16 protein-coding genes are annotated in these 20,623 nt (G+C 46.3%); 6 read left to right on the top strand and 10 right to left on the bottom strand.

What is annotated here, in order from left to right; all coding sequences use genetic code 11:
• Positions 1-92 precede the first annotated feature (92 nt).
• Positions 93-662 carry a DVUA0089 family protein gene (locus METLU_RS0105545; protein WP_196806503.1) on the top strand — a complete coding sequence of 190 codons (570 nt, stop codon included), beginning with the start codon at positions 93-95 and terminating at the stop codon, positions 660-662.
• Positions 663-757: 95 nt separating this feature from the next.
• Here METLU_RS0105545 and METLU_RS0105550 read toward each other — a convergent pair whose 3' ends face one another.
• Together METLU_RS0105550 and METLU_RS0105555 are read right to left on the bottom strand one after the other, a co-directional pair.
• Positions 758-1,414: a TMEM165/GDT1 family protein gene (locus METLU_RS0105550; protein WP_027157369.1), complete on the bottom strand. Its 657-nt coding sequence runs from the start codon at positions 1,412-1,414 to the stop codon at positions 758-760.
• 105 nt (positions 1,415-1,519) lie between these two features.
• Positions 1,520-2,470 carry a ZIP family metal transporter gene (locus tag METLU_RS0105555; protein WP_027157370.1) on the bottom strand — a complete coding sequence of 317 codons (951 nt, stop codon included), beginning with the start codon at positions 2,468-2,470 and terminating at the stop codon, positions 1,520-1,522.
• Positions 2,471-2,698: 228 nt separating this feature from the next.
• Between METLU_RS0105555 and METLU_RS0105560 the strand changes: the two genes are divergently transcribed.
• Positions 2,699-5,014: a TonB-dependent receptor gene (locus METLU_RS0105560; RefSeq protein WP_027157371.1), complete on the top strand. Its 2,316-nt coding sequence runs from the start codon at positions 2,699-2,701 to the stop codon at positions 5,012-5,014.
• A 458-nt stretch (positions 5,015-5,472) separates the two neighbouring features.
• Here the strand turns inward: METLU_RS0105560 and METLU_RS0105570 are convergent, their stop codons facing one another.
• Positions 5,473-6,930, bottom strand: coding sequence for a M48 family metalloprotease (locus tag METLU_RS0105570; RefSeq protein ID WP_027157372.1), 1,458 nt, complete (start codon positions 6,928-6,930; stop codon positions 5,473-5,475).
• A gap of 172 nt (positions 6,931-7,102) precedes the next feature.
• On the opposite strand from METLU_RS0105570, the gene tusD reads away from it, so the two are divergent.
• Positions 7,103-7,492 (top strand): sulfurtransferase complex subunit TusD, encoded by a 390-nt coding sequence (gene tusD / locus METLU_RS0105575; RefSeq protein ID WP_027157373.1) that lies wholly within the window; start codon positions 7,103-7,105, stop codon positions 7,490-7,492.
• A 5-nt stretch (positions 7,493-7,497) separates the two neighbouring features.
• Positions 7,498-7,854 carry a sulfurtransferase complex subunit TusC gene (tusC, locus tag METLU_RS0105580; protein ID WP_027157374.1) on the top strand — a complete coding sequence of 119 codons (357 nt, stop codon included), beginning with the start codon at positions 7,498-7,500 and terminating at the stop codon, positions 7,852-7,854.
• 45 nt (positions 7,855-7,899) lie between these two features.
• Here the strand turns inward: tusC and ettA are convergent, their stop codons facing one another.
• From ettA to METLU_RS27190, 3 genes are all read right to left on the bottom strand, one after another.
• On the bottom strand, positions 7,900-9,567 hold the full coding sequence (gene ettA / locus METLU_RS0105585; RefSeq protein WP_027157375.1) for an energy-dependent translational throttle protein EttA: 1,668 nt from the start codon (positions 9,565-9,567) through the stop codon (positions 7,900-7,902).
• A 64-nt stretch (positions 9,568-9,631) separates the two neighbouring features.
• Positions 9,632-10,105 (bottom strand): SRPBCC family protein, encoded by a 474-nt coding sequence (locus METLU_RS29050; protein WP_081679022.1) that lies wholly within the window; start codon positions 10,103-10,105, stop codon positions 9,632-9,634.
• 260 nt (positions 10,106-10,365) lie between these two features.
• Entirely contained in the window at positions 10,366-10,575 is a 210-nt protein-coding gene (locus tag METLU_RS27190; RefSeq protein ID WP_020157177.1) for a cold-shock protein, read from the bottom strand.
• 1,351 nt (positions 10,576-11,926) lie between these two features.
• Between METLU_RS27190 and METLU_RS0105605 the strand changes: the two genes are divergently transcribed.
• Both METLU_RS0105605 and METLU_RS0105610 read left to right on the top strand, forming a co-directional pair.
• Positions 11,927-12,868 (top strand): hypothetical protein, encoded by a 942-nt coding sequence (locus METLU_RS0105605; RefSeq protein ID WP_027157378.1) that lies wholly within the window; start codon positions 11,927-11,929, stop codon positions 12,866-12,868.
• Positions 12,869-13,459: 591 nt separating this feature from the next.
• Complete coding sequence (locus METLU_RS0105610; protein WP_027157379.1) at positions 13,460-13,771, top strand: hypothetical protein; 312 nt, start codon at positions 13,460-13,462, stop codon at positions 13,769-13,771.
• A gap of 293 nt (positions 13,772-14,064) precedes the next feature.
• On the opposite strand, the gene METLU_RS0105615 is transcribed toward METLU_RS0105610, so the two are convergent.
• From METLU_RS0105615 to METLU_RS0105630, 4 genes are all read right to left on the bottom strand, one after another.
• The gene (locus METLU_RS0105615) at positions 14,065-15,390 is read right to left on the bottom strand and encodes a TolC family outer membrane protein (protein ID WP_027157380.1); all 1,326 of its coding nucleotides are present in this window, start codon (positions 15,388-15,390) and stop codon (positions 14,065-14,067) included.
• 103 nt (positions 15,391-15,493) lie between these two features.
• Positions 15,494-16,231: a CatB-related O-acetyltransferase gene (locus tag METLU_RS28935; protein ID WP_027157381.1), complete on the bottom strand. Its 738-nt coding sequence runs from the start codon at positions 16,229-16,231 to the stop codon at positions 15,494-15,496.
• 153 nt (positions 16,232-16,384) lie between these two features.
• Positions 16,385-17,476, bottom strand: a complete 1,092-nt coding sequence (locus METLU_RS0105625) for a hypothetical protein (protein WP_027157382.1) — start codon at positions 17,474-17,476, stop codon at positions 16,385-16,387.
• Positions 17,463-20,621 carry a glycosyltransferase gene (locus tag METLU_RS0105630; RefSeq protein ID WP_027157383.1) on the bottom strand — a complete coding sequence of 1,053 codons (3,159 nt, stop codon included), beginning with the start codon at positions 20,619-20,621 and terminating at the stop codon, positions 17,463-17,465. The genes METLU_RS0105625 and METLU_RS0105630 overlap by 14 nt, the downstream gene beginning before the upstream one ends.
• Positions 20,622-20,623: the final 2 nt, after the last annotated feature.

The raw sequence follows: 20,623 nt of genomic DNA on the forward strand, positions 1-20,623 counted from the left end.
TAATGCCATTGTTGGCGTATTTATTGGGCTTCGGCCAAGACTGCAGAGAAAATATTCAAACTTTAAGGGGCCGGAGCAATAAGGGAATTATCATGAAAAAAATATTTTGTTCCGCTTTGTTCTGCTTGGCTCTGGCTGGAGCTAACACTGCAAATGCTGCTGCATTCACTTTCGATGGCAATATTGTAAATCACAATGATGTTGTAACTGTAAATTTCTCGCTCAATAATGATGCAAATAATGTCAGAGTATGGACAGACTCGTGGTTAAACGGCACTAATTTTGATCCAATAACAGCCGTGTGGAATGCGACTACAGGCGCGCTCATTGGTCAAAACGATGACAACGGCTCGATAGCGCCAGGTCAAACCATTTGGGATTCAGGACTTGTATTTAATTTTCTTGCGGCAGGTGATTATTTATTCACTGTGGCAAGATTTCCTAATTTCGCGAACGGCGGCAATATTTCCAATGGTTTTGGTTTGGACGGTGATACACCAATAGCATTAACTGGAGGAACTTATTGGAGAGTTAACTTAGATGGTGTTGACGGTGCCGACGTTAGCGCTGTTCCGGTTCCTGCTGCTGTTTGGCTGTTTGGCTCTGGTTTAATGGGATTGCTGGGTTTCAATCGCAAACGCGCTCAGTCATTAGCGGCATAAATCTTATAGCTGCTATTGTCCAACAAAAACCGCCTCTCGGGTATCCGAAGGCGGTTTTTTTGTTTTTATGCCTCTTCAATGCTTGAAAGCATATATCAACTTATATAGCTGATATATGCCCTGTAACCCGCAAGAACAGCCAATATCAGAAAAATTGCGCCGCTGATCTTGTGTAGCAGCACTAGCGGGATTTTCTGCAGAATGGTGCGACCGGCCAGAATACCCAAGGCCGATGTTGAGGCTAGGGCAGCAGTAGCCCCCAGCCAGACAGCGATTGGAGCGGCGGTACTGCTTAAGGCAACGACGGCCAGTTGCGTTTTATCACCGAATTCAGCCACTGTAATTAACAGAAACGTGGTAAAGAAAATACCGTGACCACTTTTTTCCTTGACTTCCTCGCCTTCATCCTCCTCGTCTACACGCAACGCATGAATGCCAAAGGCGCCAAACAAGAAGGCGACGGTGGCCGCGACGATATATTCAGGCAGCCAACTGGCGATGGCGACACCGAAAACCACGGCCAGGGTATTTAAGAAAGCGAAGGCGGCAATGGCGCCGAGCATAACCGGTAGGCCTCTGTGCCTTGATGCCAGCGTCATGCATACCAGCTGGCTTTTATCCCCGATTTCAGCCGCCGCGATTAGCGCAAAACTGGTCACTGTGACGGCCGATATTTCAGCCAGGTTCCCGGAAGTCAGTAAAGATAATAAGTCTGGTAAATAGTTTTGAAAAAAGTTATGCAGATCATCCATTTTTTGTCTCAGTAAACAGCATGAAGGCTAACGGTTACCCGGCCATATAGATATGGCGGGCAGCCGATGCATGTGATTTATTTATAATATAGGCAGGGTTTTTTATTAGCCCAGCAGATTATCAAGAACCATCATGATGATGAAGCCGATCATGAGAGCGAAAGTAGCGTAACGCGAACGACCATTGGAATGTGTTTCAGGAATGATCTCCTCGCTGATGACAAATAGCATGGCACCGGCGGCAAATCCCATGGCGATCGGCAATACCGGTTCGAACAAAGTGACCATGGTGATGCCCAGCAAGCCGCCTACGGGTTCAACCAGCCCTGTGACGGTGGCAATGCCTATGGCTTTCCAACGGTTGTAACCAAGACCCACCAGCGGTAAGGCAACGGCCAGTCCTTCAGGAATGTTTTGCAGAGCAATCGCGACAGCCAGAATCACTCCGTTTTTGATGTTTCCTGAACCGAAACTAACTCCGACCGACATGCCTTCAGGAAAATTGTGAATCGTAATAGCGATAATAAATAACCAGATTTTTTTTAACGAAGTCAGTTGCGCATCTGAAATGGCATCGAAATGAACATGCGGCAGTTGACGATCGGCATAATGCAGAAACAGCCCTCCAATCAGCATGCCCAGGGAAACAACATAGATGCCGTTGCCAGGCCAGATCAGGTTGCCGTAAGTCATGCCGGGAACCAGAAGGGAAAAGGCCGTTGCCGCGAGCATCACACCGGCTGCCGCGCCGAGCATGCTATTGAACAGGTTGGTTGAAATGTTTTTAAAAAACAGGGCGGGCAGAGCGCCGATGCCAGTCGCCAGACCGGCTAGTATGCTGGCGAGAAAGCCAATAACAACGATCTGGTCGAAAATCAGATATAAAGCGCCGAATAGGACTATCTGCGACAACAAAAACAGTCCGGCCACAATGCTCCAGCGCTTCAATGGCGGCATGGCTAGCAGTTTTTGATAATGCTCACTGGATTTTATGCGGGTTATTTGATGTTCAAAGTAGCGTTGCATTTTATTGACAGTATTTATAGTGATTGTCATAAGCGTTGCCTGCCTCAGCTGATCTGGATGATTGTAGTTATTGTGCATGGCATTATAGCTAAATGCCTTGCTGTTGTATGGTTATAAAAGCCCTAAGCAATTCAATAAACCTTATACCTGAAGCATCGTAATGTCATTGTGCGGATAGGAATATTTCCTTTTTTTCAAGCGCGGCTATGTCTTCCCAGTTGATTTGGCTATCATGCCGGCTCTTAACTTGGGGGGAAAATGAAAAAAAATCTCATTTACGGAGCGATCGGGCTTTTTAGCCTGTCCTCCTTATCTGCCGTTATGGCGGAAGAACAATCAAAAGTTACGCTGGAAACAATCGATGTTGTAGGCGTTACGCCACTGCCGGGCAGTGCCGTCGATGCCGCTAAGATACCAGCCAATATCCAGACGGTGACATCCGAGCAATTGGAGAAGGCGCAGAGCCTGTCATTGAATGAATATATTAATCGCTATTTGGGCAGCGTGCATGTCAATGAAGCGCAGAACAACCCGTTGCAGCCTGATATTTACTATCGTGGCTTTGTCGCCTCGCCATTGCTGGGATTGCCGCAAGGCTTGTCGACCTATGTGAACGGGGTCAGGTTTAATGAGCCTTTCGGCGATACAGTCAACTGGGATTTGATCTCCAAAGGTGCGATTGACACGATGGCATTGGTACCAGGATCCAACCCGATATATGGCTTGAACACGCTGGGTGGCGCCATAGCGCTCAAGACCAAAACCGGCTTTACGGCACCCGGCCATCAGTTGGAAGTCTACGGTGGATCATGGGACCGGCATTCGGAGGAATTAACTAGTGGCGGCAATAACGGCACCTGGGGCTATTTTGTCGATGTGCACAATTTTGGTGAACAGGGCTGGCGGGATTTCTCGCCCACGCGCGCCAAGCAGGTTTTAGGCACCTTGAGCTGGCAGAATGATCGGGGAGAACTTGATCTAACTCTGGCCGCTAACGATAACGATATGAAGGGCAACGGCGCGGCGCCTGAGCAGTTGCTGGATCTAGGCAGAAAAGCCGTGTTCACGCATCCTGACCAAACCATTACGCGCATGTTTTTCTCGGAATTGTCCGGCAGCTATGATCTGACAGATGACATTGAAGTAAGCGGTAATGCCTATTTTCGTCAGAACCGGATCAAAACTTTTAATGGCGATGACAGTGATTTTGATGACTGTGAAGATGACAGCGGCTTTTTGTGCGATGAATCAGGCGAATTTCCGGTTGTCGATATCAACGGCAACCTAGTGCTTGAAGATGACAGCGTGGAAGGCGCGACTAACAATACCAGCGCCACTAATATGCGCAGTCGGGGCGGCACCCTGCAGTCGATGTTTAAGCAGGATTGGTTCGAACATGAAAATAATCTGACGGTCGGTGCCAGCTATGATTATGCCGATGTGCATTTTGGTTCAGACACGGAACTGGCTCGCCTGACCGATGACCGCGGCACGATAGGCAGCGGCATTCTGGTCAGAGACGCCAGGGTACGCCTGAATACCAATACTGAAACCTATGGCTTCTATCTGAGCGATACATTCTCGGTGACCGACGATCTGGCCGTCACCTTGGCCGGCCGCTATAACCATGTCAGCATCACCATGGCCAACCAGTTCATTGACGGCGAAGACAAATTAAGCGGCAAGCATAGTTTCGAGCGTTTCAATCCATCAGCCGGCTTTACTTATCAGATTCTTGATAACGTCGGCATGTACGGCAGCTACAGCGAATCCTCGCGGGCGCCGACGCCGATGGAGTTAAGCTGCGCCGATGAGGATGATCCCTGCCGGTTGCCGAATGCGTTTGTTGCTGATCCGCCGCTGGATCAGGTCGTGGCCAAAACCTGGGAAGGCGGTTTTCGCGGCAATTTTGACAAATTCCTGGAAAAAGGCGATATGAAGTGGAATCTGGGCTATTTCCATACCGTTAATCATGATGACATCATCTTTAACCGTGGCGGCGACAGTATTAGTGAGGGGTTCTTCAGCAATGTCGGGCAAACTCGCCGTTATGGCATAGAAGCCGGCACTACGCTTAACTACGCGCAATTGTTCAGCGAGATTGATGACTGGCATTTTGCGACCAATTATACTTACTTAAATGCTCGATTCATGGATGGCTTTACTATTCAAAATCCACTTGATGAAGACGAGCCTGCCCAAGTGACGCGCGGCAATAGAATTCCGGGCATGCCTGAGCATATCTTCAAGGCGTCAATTGGTGTCGACTTGTGGAAACGTCTGTCGTTAGGTATCGATGGCCTGTACAGCGGCGATCAGTTCTTTAGGGGCGACGAAGCCAATACGACCCCAAAGTTGGCCGGTTACTGGCTATTTAATGCAAAGGCGGAATATAAAGTTAATAAACACTTGGCCTTGTTCGGCAGAGTGGATAATATTTTCGATAAGGACTATGCCTCTTTCGGCGTCTATGGAGAAGCTGATGAAGTCTTGGGTGATGCTTTTGATAGCGGCCGCTTTGTCTCGCCAGGCGCGCCAAGAGCTGGATGGATTGGTGTGCGTTTGAGCATGTAAAGCTCCAGATTGAGCAAGGATGCTCGAAAACCTGATGCGAAGGGTTTTGTATGAATTTCAGGCAATAAAAAGCCCGCATGAAGCGGGCGTATTGAGCGTTATTATTTTTATTATCTTGTTGTACTATGTGATCCTCGGTACAACTTAACTCAAGCAGAATTACTTAATTTTATTATTGTTATCAATAGCCTGAAAGGCTAATCCTCCTCTTAGCCGGTGGTTAAACCGGGCTCACTCCGTTAAGCTGGTGAAGATTCTATATCAAAAAAAATACTAGTGTCTATCAAAAAAAATGATTTTTTAAGATAAATGGTATCGGCTCGAAAATAGTTAATAGATACATTATGTTATGAAATTTTAGAGATTCCTAATGTAAGAAATGGCTGGCAAAGAGTGCCCTTGATTAAGCAACTGTTAAGGATGCATATGGTTGTTCTTTGTTAGTCGTTATTCAATTTTTACCGATTATGCCGGGCTTCTTCTTCCTCGTTCATAAAAAAACTGAGTCGCTCGTTAAGGATGGAGGACAGATAAAAATTAAGATCTTTCGACTTCTGAGCCAATTTGATTTGCAAGATGGCATCCCTGGTTTGCCCCGTCATATAGTAATATTCGGCAAGATAGCGATGCGATTCGGCCGGCTGTTTTAAATCGCTATAGGTTTGTGCCAGAAGTTGTAGATATAGGGGTTGTTGCTGGATCTTGGGATTTAACGCCAATAGATTTTTTCGGGCTGATTCGGCGTTGCCTGCTTTTAACAGAGACGTTATATATTCAAGCTTGACGGCATCGTTGTCCGGAAATTGTCGGACCGCTTTTTGATAAAGGGCAAGGGCTTCAGGGTAATGCTTCGCTTCAAGCAACGTGCGGGCCAGTGCGGCCGCGTATTGGGCTTGGTCGGGATATTCATTGGCCAATTGTTTAAAGATGGCTTCGGCCTCCTTGAATTTTTGCGCATGAAGCTGGGCTAAACCCATGCCGTAACGCGCAACCGTACGCTGTTCGCCGGTGCCTTGTGTTAAGCGTGATTGAAAGTATTTGATGGCATCGGCCGTATCGGTTGCGGTTATTACGCGCAGCTTGGCTTTGGTCAATTGATAGCCTAGCGAGTCTGGGTATTGTTTGTAAGGGTAGGTCTCCGCACGGCCGCGGGTGTCAGAAATACGTGAAGCGGTAACAGGGTGCGTTCTTAAAAACTCCGGAACATCCTGGCCGTAATAACGGCTGGATTGCTGTAGGCGTTCGAAGAAAGTGGGCATACTGCGCGGGTCGTACTGCGATCCCGCCAGCGTTTGCATGCCGACGCGGTCGGCTTCCGCTTCGTGTTCACGTGTAAAATCAATTTGAAGCTGAACACTGCCGGCCTGTATGGCCATGAGCGCGGCTTGTCCGGCTGCTGGAGATTGCGTGCCTAATAAAATGGCGGCCAGAGTTGCCGCAGCCGTGGGAATCGATAAGCGGCTTGCGGCTTCAAAAGCACGATATAGATGGCGCTGGGTCACGTGAGCAATCTCGTGCGCCATGACTGAGGCCATCTCGCTTTCGGCTTCGGTCATTAGAATGAGTCCTGAATTCACGCCGATATAACCACCAGGACCAGCAAAGGCATTGATCTGATTTTCCATGACAACAAAGAAATGGAAAGGATAGCCCGGTGTATCGCTATTGGTCGCGAGTCTTTGGCCGATGGATTGGATGTACTGCTGGATTTCGGCATCCTGGCTGATGGTAATTTGGCTGTGCAGGCTTCTGAAAAAAGCGGCGCCGAGTTCCTGTTCCTGTATCGGAGTAATCAGCGTGCCCGAGGAATCGCCCATGTCGGGCAATTCGATCTTATCAATCTCGACAGCTTGTTGTGTGGCAGGGAATAATGCCAGGCTCAAGGCTAGCGTTAAAGTGAATGGTTTAAATTTCATGGCGATGAGACTGAGCAAGGCAGGATTTGTTCCGATAATGATGAAATAATGGTGTGCTAGCCGATTATTGATGTTGCATAGGATTATAATAGGCTTGGATTGTCGCTATCAATAAAGTTGTTTTCTAGAACTCCGGGTGCATTTGTTCTATTTTTAACTATTCTTTTTAATTATGAAATTCGCCATTCAAATTAACACCAGCCCTTATCAGTCAAATGCAGGCCATACTGCCTATCAGTTTATTAAGGCTGTTTTAGCGCAAGGACACGAAGTATTCCGGGTGTTTTTTTATCATGATGGCATTTATCATGCCTTTAAGTATGCCATGCCGCCGGATGATGAACTGCAGTTCACGGCGCAGTGGAGCGAACTGGCTCGGCAGCACCGGATCGACTTGGTCGTTTGCATCTCTGCCGCTCAACGGCGCGGATTATTGTGTGCCGATGAGACTAAAAGGCAGGGGAAAGTCGATAATGATCTGGCGGAAGGCTTTCGTATTTCAGGGCTGGGGCAATTGGTTGAGGCTACGCTGGAAGCAGACCGTTTTATTGTATTTGGTTGAGAAAAATGAAGAAATATTTGTTCGTATTGCGCAAACCGGCACACAGCGGTGCTCAGGTTCAGGAAATGCTTGATATTGTTCTGACCGCGGCGGCGTTTGATCAGCAGGTCTCAATCCTTTTATTGGACGATGGTGTTTTTCAGCTAAAAAACGGCCAGCAGCCCGATATTGTGGGCATGAAGGATACGGCAGCAATCTTTAAAGCGCTGGAAATCTATGACGTGCATGATATTTATACGGAAGTCGAATCCCTGCAAGAGAGAGGACTAAAACCCGGGGACTTGTGTCTGCCGGTGCAGGAGTTTTACAGAAAAGACATAGCCGGGCTGATGAAGCGGTATGATGTTGTGTTTGCGGGTTAAGCGATGAGGCATGGAGTGGGTCATTTCCACTCCATGCTATTGGAACTATTGAGCCAGTTTTTTATACTTTAGCCGATGGGGGTTGTCCGCATCACTGCCCAGGCGGCGATGGCGGTCGGCTTCGTAGTCTTCGTAGTTGCCTTCAAACCAGACCACGTTGCTGTCGCCTTCAAACGCCAGCATGTGCGTGGCAATCCTGTCCAGGAACCAACGGTCATGCGAAATGACTACGGCGCAGCCGGGGAAGGCGAGCAAGGCTTCTTCTAATGCGCGCAAGGTTTCAACGTCAAGATCGTTAGTCGGTTCGTCGAGCAGCAATACGTTGCCGCCGGTTTTCAGCAACTTAGCCAAATGCACGCGGTTGCGTTCGCCGCCGGAAAGCTCGCCGATGCGTTTTTGCTGATCGGCGCCTTTAAAGTTAAAGCGTCCGACGTAAGAGCGTGAAGGAGTTTCATATTTACCGACTGTAATCATATCCAGTCCATCAGAAATTTCCTCAAAGACGGTTTTGTTCGGATCCATGTCGTCGCGCAACTGATCAACATAGGCCAACTGCACGGTTTGTCCCATCGTCAATGAGCCTGAGTCGGGCTGTTCCAAACCTGCCATCATACGGAACAGTGTGGTTTTACCTGCACCATTAGGCCCGATAATGCCGACGATGCCGCCCGGCGGCAGTTTAAAGTTCAGGTTGTTAAACAGCAGTCGATCACCGAAGCCTTTGCTGATATCATCGGCTTCGATCACTACATCGCCCAGGCGTGGACCGGGTGGAATATAAATTTCCTGAGTCTCATTGCGTTTTTGTACTTCTTGGGATGACAGTTCCTCAAAACGCGCCAGACGCGCCTTGCTTTTCGCATGGCGACCTTTAGGGTTCGAGCGCACCCATTCGAGCTCGGCTTTCATGGCTTTTTGACGTGAGGATTCCTGCTTTTCTTCCTGTTCCAGTCGACGGCCTTTTTGTTCCAGCCAGCTGGAGTAATTGCCTTCCCATGGAATGCCCGAGCCTCTATCCAGTTCCAGAATCCAGCCAGCGACGTTGTCTAAGAAGTAACGGTCATGTGTGACTGCGACAACAGTGCCGGGATAGTCATGCAGAAAACGTTCCAGCCAGGCGACCGATTCGGCGTCCAGATGGTTGGTAGGTTCGTCCAGCAGCAGCATATCCGGGTTGGATAACAGTAAACGACATAAGGCGACGCGGCGTCTTTCGCCACCGGATAATTTGGTCACATCGGCATCCCAGTCCGGCAGGCGCAGTGCATCGGCCGCAATTTCGAGTTTCCTATCCAGTTCCCAGGCTCCAGCTGCTTCAATCTTTTCCTGCAGATCTGCCTGTTCCGCCAGTAAGGCATCAAAATCGGCATCAGGATCGGCAAAGGCATTGCTGACTTCATTAAAACGATCCAGAATCGCTTTGGTTTCGGCGACAGCTTCTTCGATATTGCCGCGTACGGTTTTATTGGGGTCCAGTTGCGGCTCCTGCGGCAGATAACCGATATTGATGCCTTTCTGCGGAATCGCTTCGCCTTCGATTTCTTTATCGATGCCTGCCATGATCCTCAGTAGTGTCGATTTACCGGAACCGTTTAAACCCAGCACACCAATTTTTGCGCCGGGAAAGAAGGATAGTGAGATATCTTTCAGTATGTATTTCTTGGGCGGGACAATTTTCCCTACCCGATTCATTGAATATATGTATTGCGCCATATTTTTGCGTATCAGTTGTAAATTGATAAAGGGTAACCTGATGCTAGCTATTATTCCATGTTATTTATAAATTTTTAACAGTTGACAGGTATCGGATTAAGCTTTCTTCTCCTGACTTCATGACTCGATCATGGTTCCATGCAAAAACCGGTGCAGCTAATGTCGCAAATCGATTCATCCAGGGTTTACAGGTTTGCACATGCCATTTGTATTTAACCTGAGTGTAATGGTTAGCAGAGTCCGAACATAATTGACAACGACCATAACCCTGTAAATCGCCATCTACTTTTACAGCGACAAAACGGCAAGGTTGTATTTCAGTGACGCACAAATTCAACGTCAGAGTATACGGCAAGCAGGTGCGCCAGCAATAGCGCCTGATATTATTAAGGCCGGATGCATCCCCCGATTCTATTTCCTCAACAGATATTACATATTTCCACCAGAACGGCCAGTTTTCAGTATCTATCAGACATGACCAGACTGCTTCAATAGGAGCAGGTATGAGCCAGTTTGTGTTTAAGGAAAACTCAGGCATGGCAAAGATTCTGTAACCGGCTAAAGGGTTGGTAGTGTGATTTTTACTGATAAAACAGTAATTGCGCAGCCAGCAATCAGAGAATTGTGAGGCCAACGAGAAAGTCTACAAGAAAAACTTGCAGTCTCGCTAAGGGAGAATGTTAATAATAACTAACAAAATAATGCAACATGACAAATTTATCAAAAGTAAATTTGCGATTATTGCGTATGCGGATTAAGCCCAAAAGCCAACAGACTTTTGGGCCCGAATTACGGTTTTTACGCTGGGGTTACATTCTCAGCTTGCGGGCCTTTTTGGCCTTGAGTTACCTGCATAGTAACTTTCTGACCTTCGCGCAAGGTTTTGCGGCCGGTGCCGTTAATTGCACTGTGATGAACAAAAACATCTTTGCCACCTTCTTGTTCAATAAATCCAAACCCTTTTTCATCATTGAACCATTTAACGGTACCTACAACTTGCTCTGACATATTACACTCTTAACTTAAAAAAATCGCCAATTTCAGTTGGCGTTATAAATCCCAGCCTTAACAATAAAGCCGGCTCAAACATTTCACTGCATCCAATGGTAGCACTTAAAATACTGGCGGAGCAAAACTTAATCAATAATGTTTTGATCGGGCTGAAAACTCCTGTTGTTCGGCCTATAGCGGGATACAGAGAAATCAAAGCCAGTAGAAAGATGCGCATAAATGCTGATTACAGTATAGATAAATTAGATTTTTTAGCAATGAATTTAATTCTTCGATAAACATATTTTTATTAAGGCTCTCTCTGTATTTGGAGACGGCTCAATTAGCAGTCTCCGTAATTGCCGAAATCGTCAATCAACTTCAGTAAAAAGATTTCGATTAAAGCCAAATGGATTAAAAAAGCCTCTAACAGTTTACCTATGCTTCTGCTGTTGTCGTACAAGCCGATTGGTTGATTCAGTGGAAAGAGAATTACCAAAGCTTAAGTCGGTCATCAGTTCCATTAGCGGTTGGCATTTCTGCTGTAACTCATGGGTTTTTGGTGATTTCTAAAGTTCAGAGGTAGAGCGTGATGATAGCGGAGTCAACGGGACTAAAAGACGCCAATAAATAGTACATAAAACAAAATTCAGAATCTTATCAACAGTAATGCCCTGTAGGTGGCGATAAGTTTTTTCTTGCAACAATCCTGGCTTGAGATATAAATAACCTGAGTAATTACGCTAGGTAAGAATTTCTTAATAATTCCTAAATACAATTATAAAGAGCAGCTTCTTATCTGGAATGAATTGTTCGGATTCCCTCTGGAATTGCCGAGCCTGTATCAACTGAGTTTTGAGCAATTTTAAATTTCTGGCAGGTCAGTTGGAACGTTACCTTTGGCGACTGGTTTACGACCGGTTCCGAATTGATGAGATATTCTGGCCGGTTTTTCGAAAATACCGGAGTGTTGGTGATTGTGGCTAGTTTCTGCGTTATCGAAGTGAAGATAATGCTGAAACATGTGGAGGGTACGAGATTGCGATGCACTATCTCCTATGCGCTTATTAGGTATTCAGCAATGGCTTTTAAAGAAACTGAATGAAGAAAAGCAGATTAGGCATGGACGGATTTCATGCAGCTTACGCTTAGCTATGATTCGCAGGCTTATTATGATTTAAGGATAAATCGGAAATACTATGATCGCATCGCAGGGAAAATACTAGTTTGAACGGTCGTCTATTGTCATGAGCAATTTGCTTGGAATTGAGGAGAGTGAACGTGCGCTTTTCACACCTATCGGCCAATGACTAAGGTAGACAGTTGCATGAGGAAGAGAAAATCGGCAAGCAGGATTTATGGAGAGCCAATGAGATACAACAAACTTGCGCGACCTGAAGTACAGGCAAACCGCCGCGGCCAGATGCATGAAGAGTTGTTCAGGCACGCTCAGGTATTAAGGAAAATCAAACCATTTGATTGGGGCGATAGCAGATTAGGCATCAGGCGGAGTGATATTGATGTTTTTAAAGCGGCGGCTCTGGTCTTCAATCATATTATCCTGGTCAGAGCGACCAATCCCGAATCGCTGAAATACATAGGCAATAAGAATATGTATCCGAAGCCGATAGATTGCAAGGCAAAGACAGCCGATTGCAACGTTTATATACCGTTTGCCTGCGGTCCTGTTATCCATGCAAAAACTGCCGGTTTGGTGGTCGATCCAACGCTGGTGGGAGCACGAGCCTTCAAGGAAGGACGGTATGCAAAAGCTGTCGAGGCCTGGAACGATTTCCTTAAGGATAAAACGCCCGATGAAAGATCAAAGAAAATGTTTAAGCGGCACGGCAGCGAGAAAGGCTGTTTTGCCGTGGATACCGACATCAACAGTAAATATTATGGATGCCTGATGATTTCTACGGAGGATGAGTCACCCTGCTTTGGCAAGACGATGCCGAGGTGGAGGAATAGCCATGCTCAGTTGGAAGGTGCCCAGTGTTCCATGCGCATGCGATATATGTATGGTGATTATGATTTGTATGCTTTGCTTAATTTGGATAATCCGAACGAGCGCCGTTTGGAAAATGTAGTGTATGGCGTCAAGAATTATTACAGTCCGAAACTTGAAGCGATTCAGGATTTTATTAACAAGGGTATTGGCACGCCCATGATCCAGCATGGTGATCAATTTCGCTATAAGCATCAGAGTGATAAAATTTATGCTTTCTACCCGAATAATACTGTTTATATAATCGATGAGTCAACCGCCTCAATTGAAGAAATCTTTGAGATTATCTATGGGGTTGCATGAAATTGAGCTTGCGTATAATAACGCGAAATAAGCCTTCCCCATAGTAGCGCTGCATGCGCACAACATACTTTGCGACATGCTTAAATTATTGTCGGCTAGGAGCCGGTAAAATTATGTCCTTCCTTTGAAAATCATAAAATAATATATAAGCTCTCCGTTTTATCGTCCGAGTCACTCGTTTAATAATAAAGGGAGCTAGTGTTTAAAAAACCATCACACGCGCATGGCTGCGCTACCATCATGGGTAATCATGTTGATTGAAAAATGAAAAAGTAATCTCAAGGCTTTTGGTAACCGGATCTATGCGGATTTGCCATGGGGGCAGCTGTTTGATGGCCGGATATTTCCTTCAGTAATCAGATATGAACTAACAATGAAGTGCTCAGTCACATTCAAGTAAGACAGTAATAGGGGAAATTGTCGTCTTTCAGTATTTTTGATAGTGCTGAATAAGTACGATTTTATTTTCGTGGAATTAACCTTGGAGTGATCGCGGCTCCTGCTTATGTTGATTCGGTGCCTTCCCAGAGATATTTCATTATTGCTTAAAGCAGAAGGTGCTATTTACCTAAAGTATTAAGGAGATATTTCATGTTGAAAAATAAACTGTTTATGTCATTCCTTGCCTCTTTATTCATGGTTTCCTTGTCTTTCAACTCCATTGCCCAGTCCGAGTCAGAGCAGCAAGAGGAATCTTTTAAAGCTCCCCCTCAAGAGTTAACCGGCAGGATAGGTGATGTGCCTGTTTATTCTCATATCTATGGTGCTGATTTCATGACTGAGCAGGAGCGGTGCAATTATCTGCTGAAGCTGGATGGGATGAAGACAAAGGAAGAAAGGGATGCGTTTCGGAAGAAACATCACGAATACATAGACATGCGCCGTAAAGAGAAAGGTGGCTAAAATTGATGGGTTATTGATCAGCATCTGGCGGCATGGACGCCAGATGCTGAAAATACAAGGGCTGTGCTCGTCGATTGTATAGTCGGCGAGCAGAATTGATGCTTAAGTAGGGGAATTAAAAATCCGGACCGAATCTCGGAGCCTGTTCTTGACCGGCAGGTCGAACTCTGATTCCAGGCGACCGCCCGGATAAGCGTGGCTCGGGGTGAAGCTTGTCCATGCAGTTGTTTTATTTCTCCTGGCTAATCTACTCCGCCCAGCCTATGTCTGTCCGGACATTTTTGAGCTTAATATCATTTGCCAAGTAATCGATTGATCAATTCTAAATCCTGAGCAGTAATGATACTTGCCGATTGTTTTAATTTGAGTCCATTAATTAAATAATCGTAACGGGCACGAGCATAGTCACGCTTGGCCTGGTATAAATCCTGTTGGCTTCTTACAACGTCAACCATTGTCCTGGTGCCAGCCGAAAAACCTGCCTGCGTCGCTTCAAGTGCGTTTTGCATGGAGACCTCGGTTGCCTTTAATGCTTCCACTTGGCTGATGCTGGTCATTACTCCGCGATAAGCATCCTTTACTTGACGGTCAACTGAGCGGCGAGTCTCAGTCAATCTTTCGCGGGCTTGTTCATATTCATGCTGAGCTTGACGGGTCCGTGAGTTGATGGCGCCACCGGTGAACAACGGCATATTCAATTGCAAGCCAATCCGCTGCTGATCTCCGCGCAAACCAAATGAACTGTCATTGTCGGTTACCGAATAAGACCCGACAATATCCACTACAGGATAATGAGCACTTTGTTGTAGATCGATAGTCTTGCGAGCTACCTCGGCTTCATTTAATACTGCCAATATATTCAAATTTTGATTTTCGGCAATTTTGCTCCACGCATCAATATTATTAGGATCCGGTTGTTTTAACGGCAATTGCTGCTCTAGAGCCACTGGTTCAATTTCAATCGGTCCGACAATCTCGTGTAAACGTTCTTTGCTATTATTTACCTCATTTTTTGCTCCGATCTCATCCGCTTTAGCCCGGTCATAGGCTGCGCGTGCCTCATACACATCGGTCATCGCCATCATGCCAACTTTGAAGCTTTCCTGGGCTTTTTCCAACTGGCTGGCAAAAGCATTTTTTTCTGCTTGGGTGAACGTTAAGTTATCCTGTTCTGCCAATATATTGAAATAAGCTTCGGCAACACGCAGCATGAGATTTTGCAATTCCGCCTGGTATAGCGCCTCAGCCTGAGCTATTTGATTATCTGCCTGACCAAGTTGTACCCAGTAATCCCAATGAAATACCGGTTGAGTTAAATTTAATTCAAATCCTGTATTCCAGTAAGCTTGCGCACCTGAACCTTGATATGTCGGGCGTCGTTTTGTGTTGTTCAAATAATTCCGGGAATGATCGGCTGATAGATCCAAAGTAGGCAATAATCTGGCGATACCTTGATCATCGCTTTCACCGACGGCTAAACGATTAGCTTCTGCCTGTTTAAGTATGGGATCACGTTGTAACGCCAGTTCATAAACTTGCAGCAGATCCTGAGCGGCAACTGGCATGCTCAAGAGCCATAACAGTAAGCCATAAAATAGTATGCGGTATTTTTTATGCATTGTGCATGTAACTTTAAGAAATAAGCTCAGAGTCCGTTTATCATCTTTCGAGCAATAAAATCAGATTGGCTTGTTGTGCTAAGTCAGGAAGCGTGTGAACAGGTTAAGAAGTTAATAAATTCTTGAGCTGATACTTGGCAGGCGTATAAATTTTTAGATTATCTTTTAATGTTTCCAGTCTGGTGATTAATTGTTCAATATCATTAACCGGTAGCCTGTTTGGGTGACCGGCAATTTGTCTGGGGCTGAAGCGCCACCACTGTACTCGTTCCAAAGCGGCTATAGTTTGCTCAGGGAAGCGATAACGGATAATCCGCGCGGGATTGCCGCCAACAATGGCATAGGCCGGCACATCGCGCGTAACCACAGAGCCCGCGCCCACTACAGCGCCATTGTTAATTGTCACGCCTGCGTTAATGATCGCGCCATGGCCAATCCAGACGTCATTTTTAATTTTTGTGGTCTTTAGGGAAGTGGCAGGAGCAGATAAATTTGCCGGATTATGCATTAGGCAAGGTTCAAAACGAGTACCTACCTCTAAAATATTTTTATTTCCCATATATAAAAATGGACTTGTTGATAGCCAGGTTAGTGGATGATTTTGGCGTCCAATCTGCACACTTTCTCCGATTGAGCAATACCTGCCTATACTTACACCACATAGAAAGCCACTGACGATATAGCTGAACGCGCCCATGCTGCAGGCCTGTTCGATTGTGGTAAATTTAATTGAGCAGGGCGGTTCAAAGGTGAAATCACTTGCAATTGGCCGATTCGGAACATAAAAGTCCAATCCATGATTTTTTAGAATGGTTAGTTTTTCCGGTGTAATGTAAATCATGTAATTATAATGTTTGGATCAAGGTCCGGTTTATAAGTCTTTTCATGCTAGCCCTTTCAGTCACTGTTCCGTATTGCTCTGATTATTTCATATAGACGAGTAGAGGGAAGATGGGCCGAAGTTTGACAGGATGAATATAAGCTTGAAAGACGGTTACACCAGATATGATACGACAAAGGGTATGGATAAGGGCGATGCATTATCAAATCTCAGCACTAAATCAGCATGGCCGCCAGCCAAGGCGTTAGCTAAATAACATGTCGCTGACGTGGGGTCAAAAACGCCTATGCTGGTCTTTTTCATGCCGTTCCAATCGCCGATCAAAGGCTTTAAGCCAGGGTGAGCCGGGCCGAAATAAAAGCTATGGTCGATTTTATCGGCGCCTTCATTCTTGTTATGCAGATAGAACAAACCTTGTTCGGGACTATATAAGCCTATACTGTCGAGACCATCGCCGTCCCAATCGCCAACTAGTGGCAGCATGTCTGAATTCGGTGGGCCGAAGTGGAAATTCATGTCTGCCGATAAGCATTCTTCCAGTGTATTATGCAAGAAAAATACACCGGCTTCCGGCAAGTACAAACCGACCGAGTCTTTGCCATCGCCATTCCAATCCCCCGCCAGCGGTATGCTTGAGTGTTGGTTCGAACCAAAGCTAAACACGATGTCGCTTTTGTCTTCACTGACTTGGGATTTAATTAAAAACGTCGCGGTTTCAGTATCATAAAGTCCAATAGAGTGCATACCATTGCCATACCAGTCGCCTACAACAGGCATCATGATTCTATCGGTGTTAAAAATTCGGCTTTCAATGGTCTGCCGCTTGCCGGTCTGGCTATGATTAAGAAAAAACGCTCCCCGCGCAGAGCAATAGACACCGACGTCGCAGTGTTCAGGCTGATACCAGTAACCGGCTAAAGGTAAACTGTGATCGCTTAGGGCGGCTTCAAAAGGTATGCGCTGCTCTGTACCATCATGCCTTTTGATGCGTATCAAATTTGCTGTCGGATCGTATAAGGCAATGGTTTGCAGGCGTTTTTTTACGATAAAAATACGTCGCTTGGGATCAAATACTAAAATATCGGTTTTATTTTTCAGCGGCGCTGCTGCTTCAGTAATCGGTTCGTTAACAGCAGCCGAGTCTGATGATGTGCCATCGAACGATGGGGCATCCTGCTCCCCGCTATTATTGCTTTCATGACGGTCGCGCTTATTTTTTGTGAAAAGCTTTTTAATCCACTTCATTGATCTGGTAATAATCTTTAAGTAAATTGGGATAATCAACGCCTGGATGGTTGAGTGACAGCTGTGTTGATTTTATTTTTTGGGTCGCAAGCAATAGCTTTTGATTGATGGTTTTAGCGGTTGCATTGGCAGGTATAACCATACCGTAATTTAAGTCATTGATGCGCTCCGCCAGTGCGCCATAATTTAACGCCACTGGATATAAATGATTTTGCAGTCCTTCACTCAAGGTATAGCAAAATGTTTCCGGCCATACGCTGAGAAAAGCCGCTAATTGGCACTGATGCTGCTCAATCAACTGACTAAGTTGTGCCGAGTCCTGATAAGCGCCGGTAATGGTGACATTACCTAATTGCTGTAAAGAAGCGTCATCACAAGTAAAGCCGATGACGACATAATGCAAAGGCAGGCCTTCTTTAAGCGCGTGTCTGGCGCAGTCCAATAAGAGCGAATAGCCCTTATGAGGCCCAATCGCCCCGATAATCGCTACACTAACCGCTTTTTCCCTGTCAACCGGTGTTCTGGGTTGGATGACAAAGGGCGGCATGGGGTGAGGGCGTATGACGACATTATGTAAATCGAAGTGTTTTTGATATAGCCCGGCCGTGCTGGATGATGGGCAAAATATATTTTCGGCTTGCGCTAAAACCTGTGCCGCGTATTCTCGCCAGTTGCCCATTGACTGCTCGTGTTGCTGCCATAAATCGTCAAGGCCAACCACTTCTGGCAAACCGTTGAGTTGAATGCAACGCTGGCATTTTGCCACATCATATTGCGATTTCTCACAATAACGTCCACTTTCGTCAATCATATTGATGCGCGGGCAAAGAGGCAGGAAATCATGCGCGGTGAAATCAAAAGGGCAGGTTAACAGTTCCGGCAATTGCCAAATGTCCTTGGGAAATCCGAGAACCTGATGAAAATGAATACGCCCTATGCCAAGCTCCCGTAAATCGCTTATTAATCGCGGGTAGTCTTGGGGATAATGATAGCTTAAGCGCAGTTCGCCTTGTTGATCGCGCAATTCCCATCGCGTGCTGGTTAAAGCGCTTAATTCCAGTACCGGCTGGCCTTGTTGCGCCAATAATTCGGCCAAATGATCGCCATGTGTTTTTGCGCCCCCGCCTAAACTGTGCATTACGAATAACCAGTAATGATTAGACCGCTGTTGCAGCAGTTTTTTAATGACCGGATTGCGCAGTACCGCAATCGGATCTTGCTGAATAAAGCGTCCGACAGTTAGCGGATAGTCCGGATAGCGCTTGTTTAATTTGGGAAGATTTTCGGCGAGTAACTGCTGCTTGCTTTCGGCAAAGGAGACAGATCCGTGATGCAGGACAAAAACATCGGCGGCCAACACATGCCGCCATCCCAGCGTTGCAGCGCGCAGGCAAAAGTCGTTTTCTTCGCCATAGCCTTGTTGCCATTGCTGAACGTCTAAATAGCCGGTTTCCTCCAGCGCTTCACGTTTGATCCACATGCAAAAGCCGATCGCTGTCGGCAAGTCGACTATCTGTCCACTGTTGCATTCAGCGAACCATTGATCCAATTGCTGCGGATCGACATCGTCCGGAATTGAATTATCGGCATTAAATCTGGGAAAACTACAAATCGTCGCGTTATTGGAAAAAGGCGTTACGGTTGCGATATTGCTGTTTTGATGGCTGGCGGCGACCAGACGGTCCAGCCAATGATCGAAAACCAGCGTATCCGAATTGAGCAATACGACATCGCGGTCTTTATGTTGTCCCAGGCCGATATTCGCCGTTGCCACAAAACCGAGGTTTTTAGGGTTTTCAATAAGCGTAAAACCCAGTTCCTTGGCCATGGCTCTTAGCTTGTAAGTCAACTGTCCATTCGGCGAATGATCATTAATCACGATCAGTTCAAAGGTGGTATTAATTTGCGCCGTCAGCACACTGGTAATGCAGTCTATGGTTTGATCAAAACCTTGATAAACCGGCACGATAATGTCAACAATTGGCGCTTTATCCAAACAAGGCTCAGCGACAAAATGTGTCGGATTGATTTGCAAGGTACGTGGTAATCCAGGATTTTGACGCAATTGCTGAATCATGGGCGTAATAACATGCTGGCGAACCCAGGCATGTGCTTCAACGGGCGCTGTCAAACCGGCCGATAGCGAGCGCTCATCCTCATTATTATCAGTGGGTACGCCTTTTAATTGTTCGGCGGCATAAATCAGCGAACGTATGATGATGTCCTTAGGCGTTAAAATATATTTTTTGGCAATCACCCGTGTGTTTGTGCCCGCGATAAAAATCTCGATACTGTTTACCGCATCCAGGATCAGATCTTTTGGTAAAGTAACGTCAAAACCAATGCGGTCAGTCATGGCGGCTATTTTGGTAGAAACATCAGGTCGGCTGAGATGACAAGTCACAGTCGCATGCTTGACGCCGTTAATCACGACATCAATCATTGCCGGAATTTCGGGGTAGGCGGTATCGATCAGCCAGCCTGTCAGCTTGTCAAAACTTACGTGATCAATATATCCCCGGTATTGATGATGAATCTTACGGGTGGTGATCATGCAGGGTTTATTATCGGCATCGGCCAGGATAATTTGCAGCGTGTGTGGCTTGTGATCGAATACCAGGCGAGGCAAATCAATGCGCAGATCGAAGCGAGCGCCGCTGTGGTAGTCGCCGCGCCACAATAATTGGTTATCCAGCATGAGCGTCAGGCTATAAGCATGTTCACCAAGCGTGCGTTGCTGCACCCAGCCGAGCAAACGCGTCCCATGCTCTACCGTGAACTTGGAATCAAAACGCCCCGGCCCGATTTTAAATGGACTGCCCGCTAAAACTTGTTGGGTATCCGCGTAAACAAAAGTCAGCTCCTGTTTAGCATCAGCTAGCCAAGGGTCATTAAGCGGTAGGCTAAAAGCGCAGGCGCCGATATCGTCCAGGCCAATCGATTTGGCATCCTGATTAGCCGTCAAAGTAATAATTTTTTCCGTACCACATAGCACATCAATTTGCACCGGGCGTGTCAACTGGTTTTGATCGTGCGCCCAACCGACGATAACGTGGTCGAGCATTTTCTCGACACGGCCTTTATAATCGGAGCCAACATTTAATTCTTTATCGGCTTTGCTCGGTACTGTTACTGTTTTTTCCATCT

It is taken from the genome of Methylobacter luteus IMV-B-3098, from assembly GCF_000427625.1.
Classification (GTDB): domain Bacteria; phylum Pseudomonadota; class Gammaproteobacteria; order Methylococcales; family Methylomonadaceae; genus Methylobacter; species Methylobacter luteus.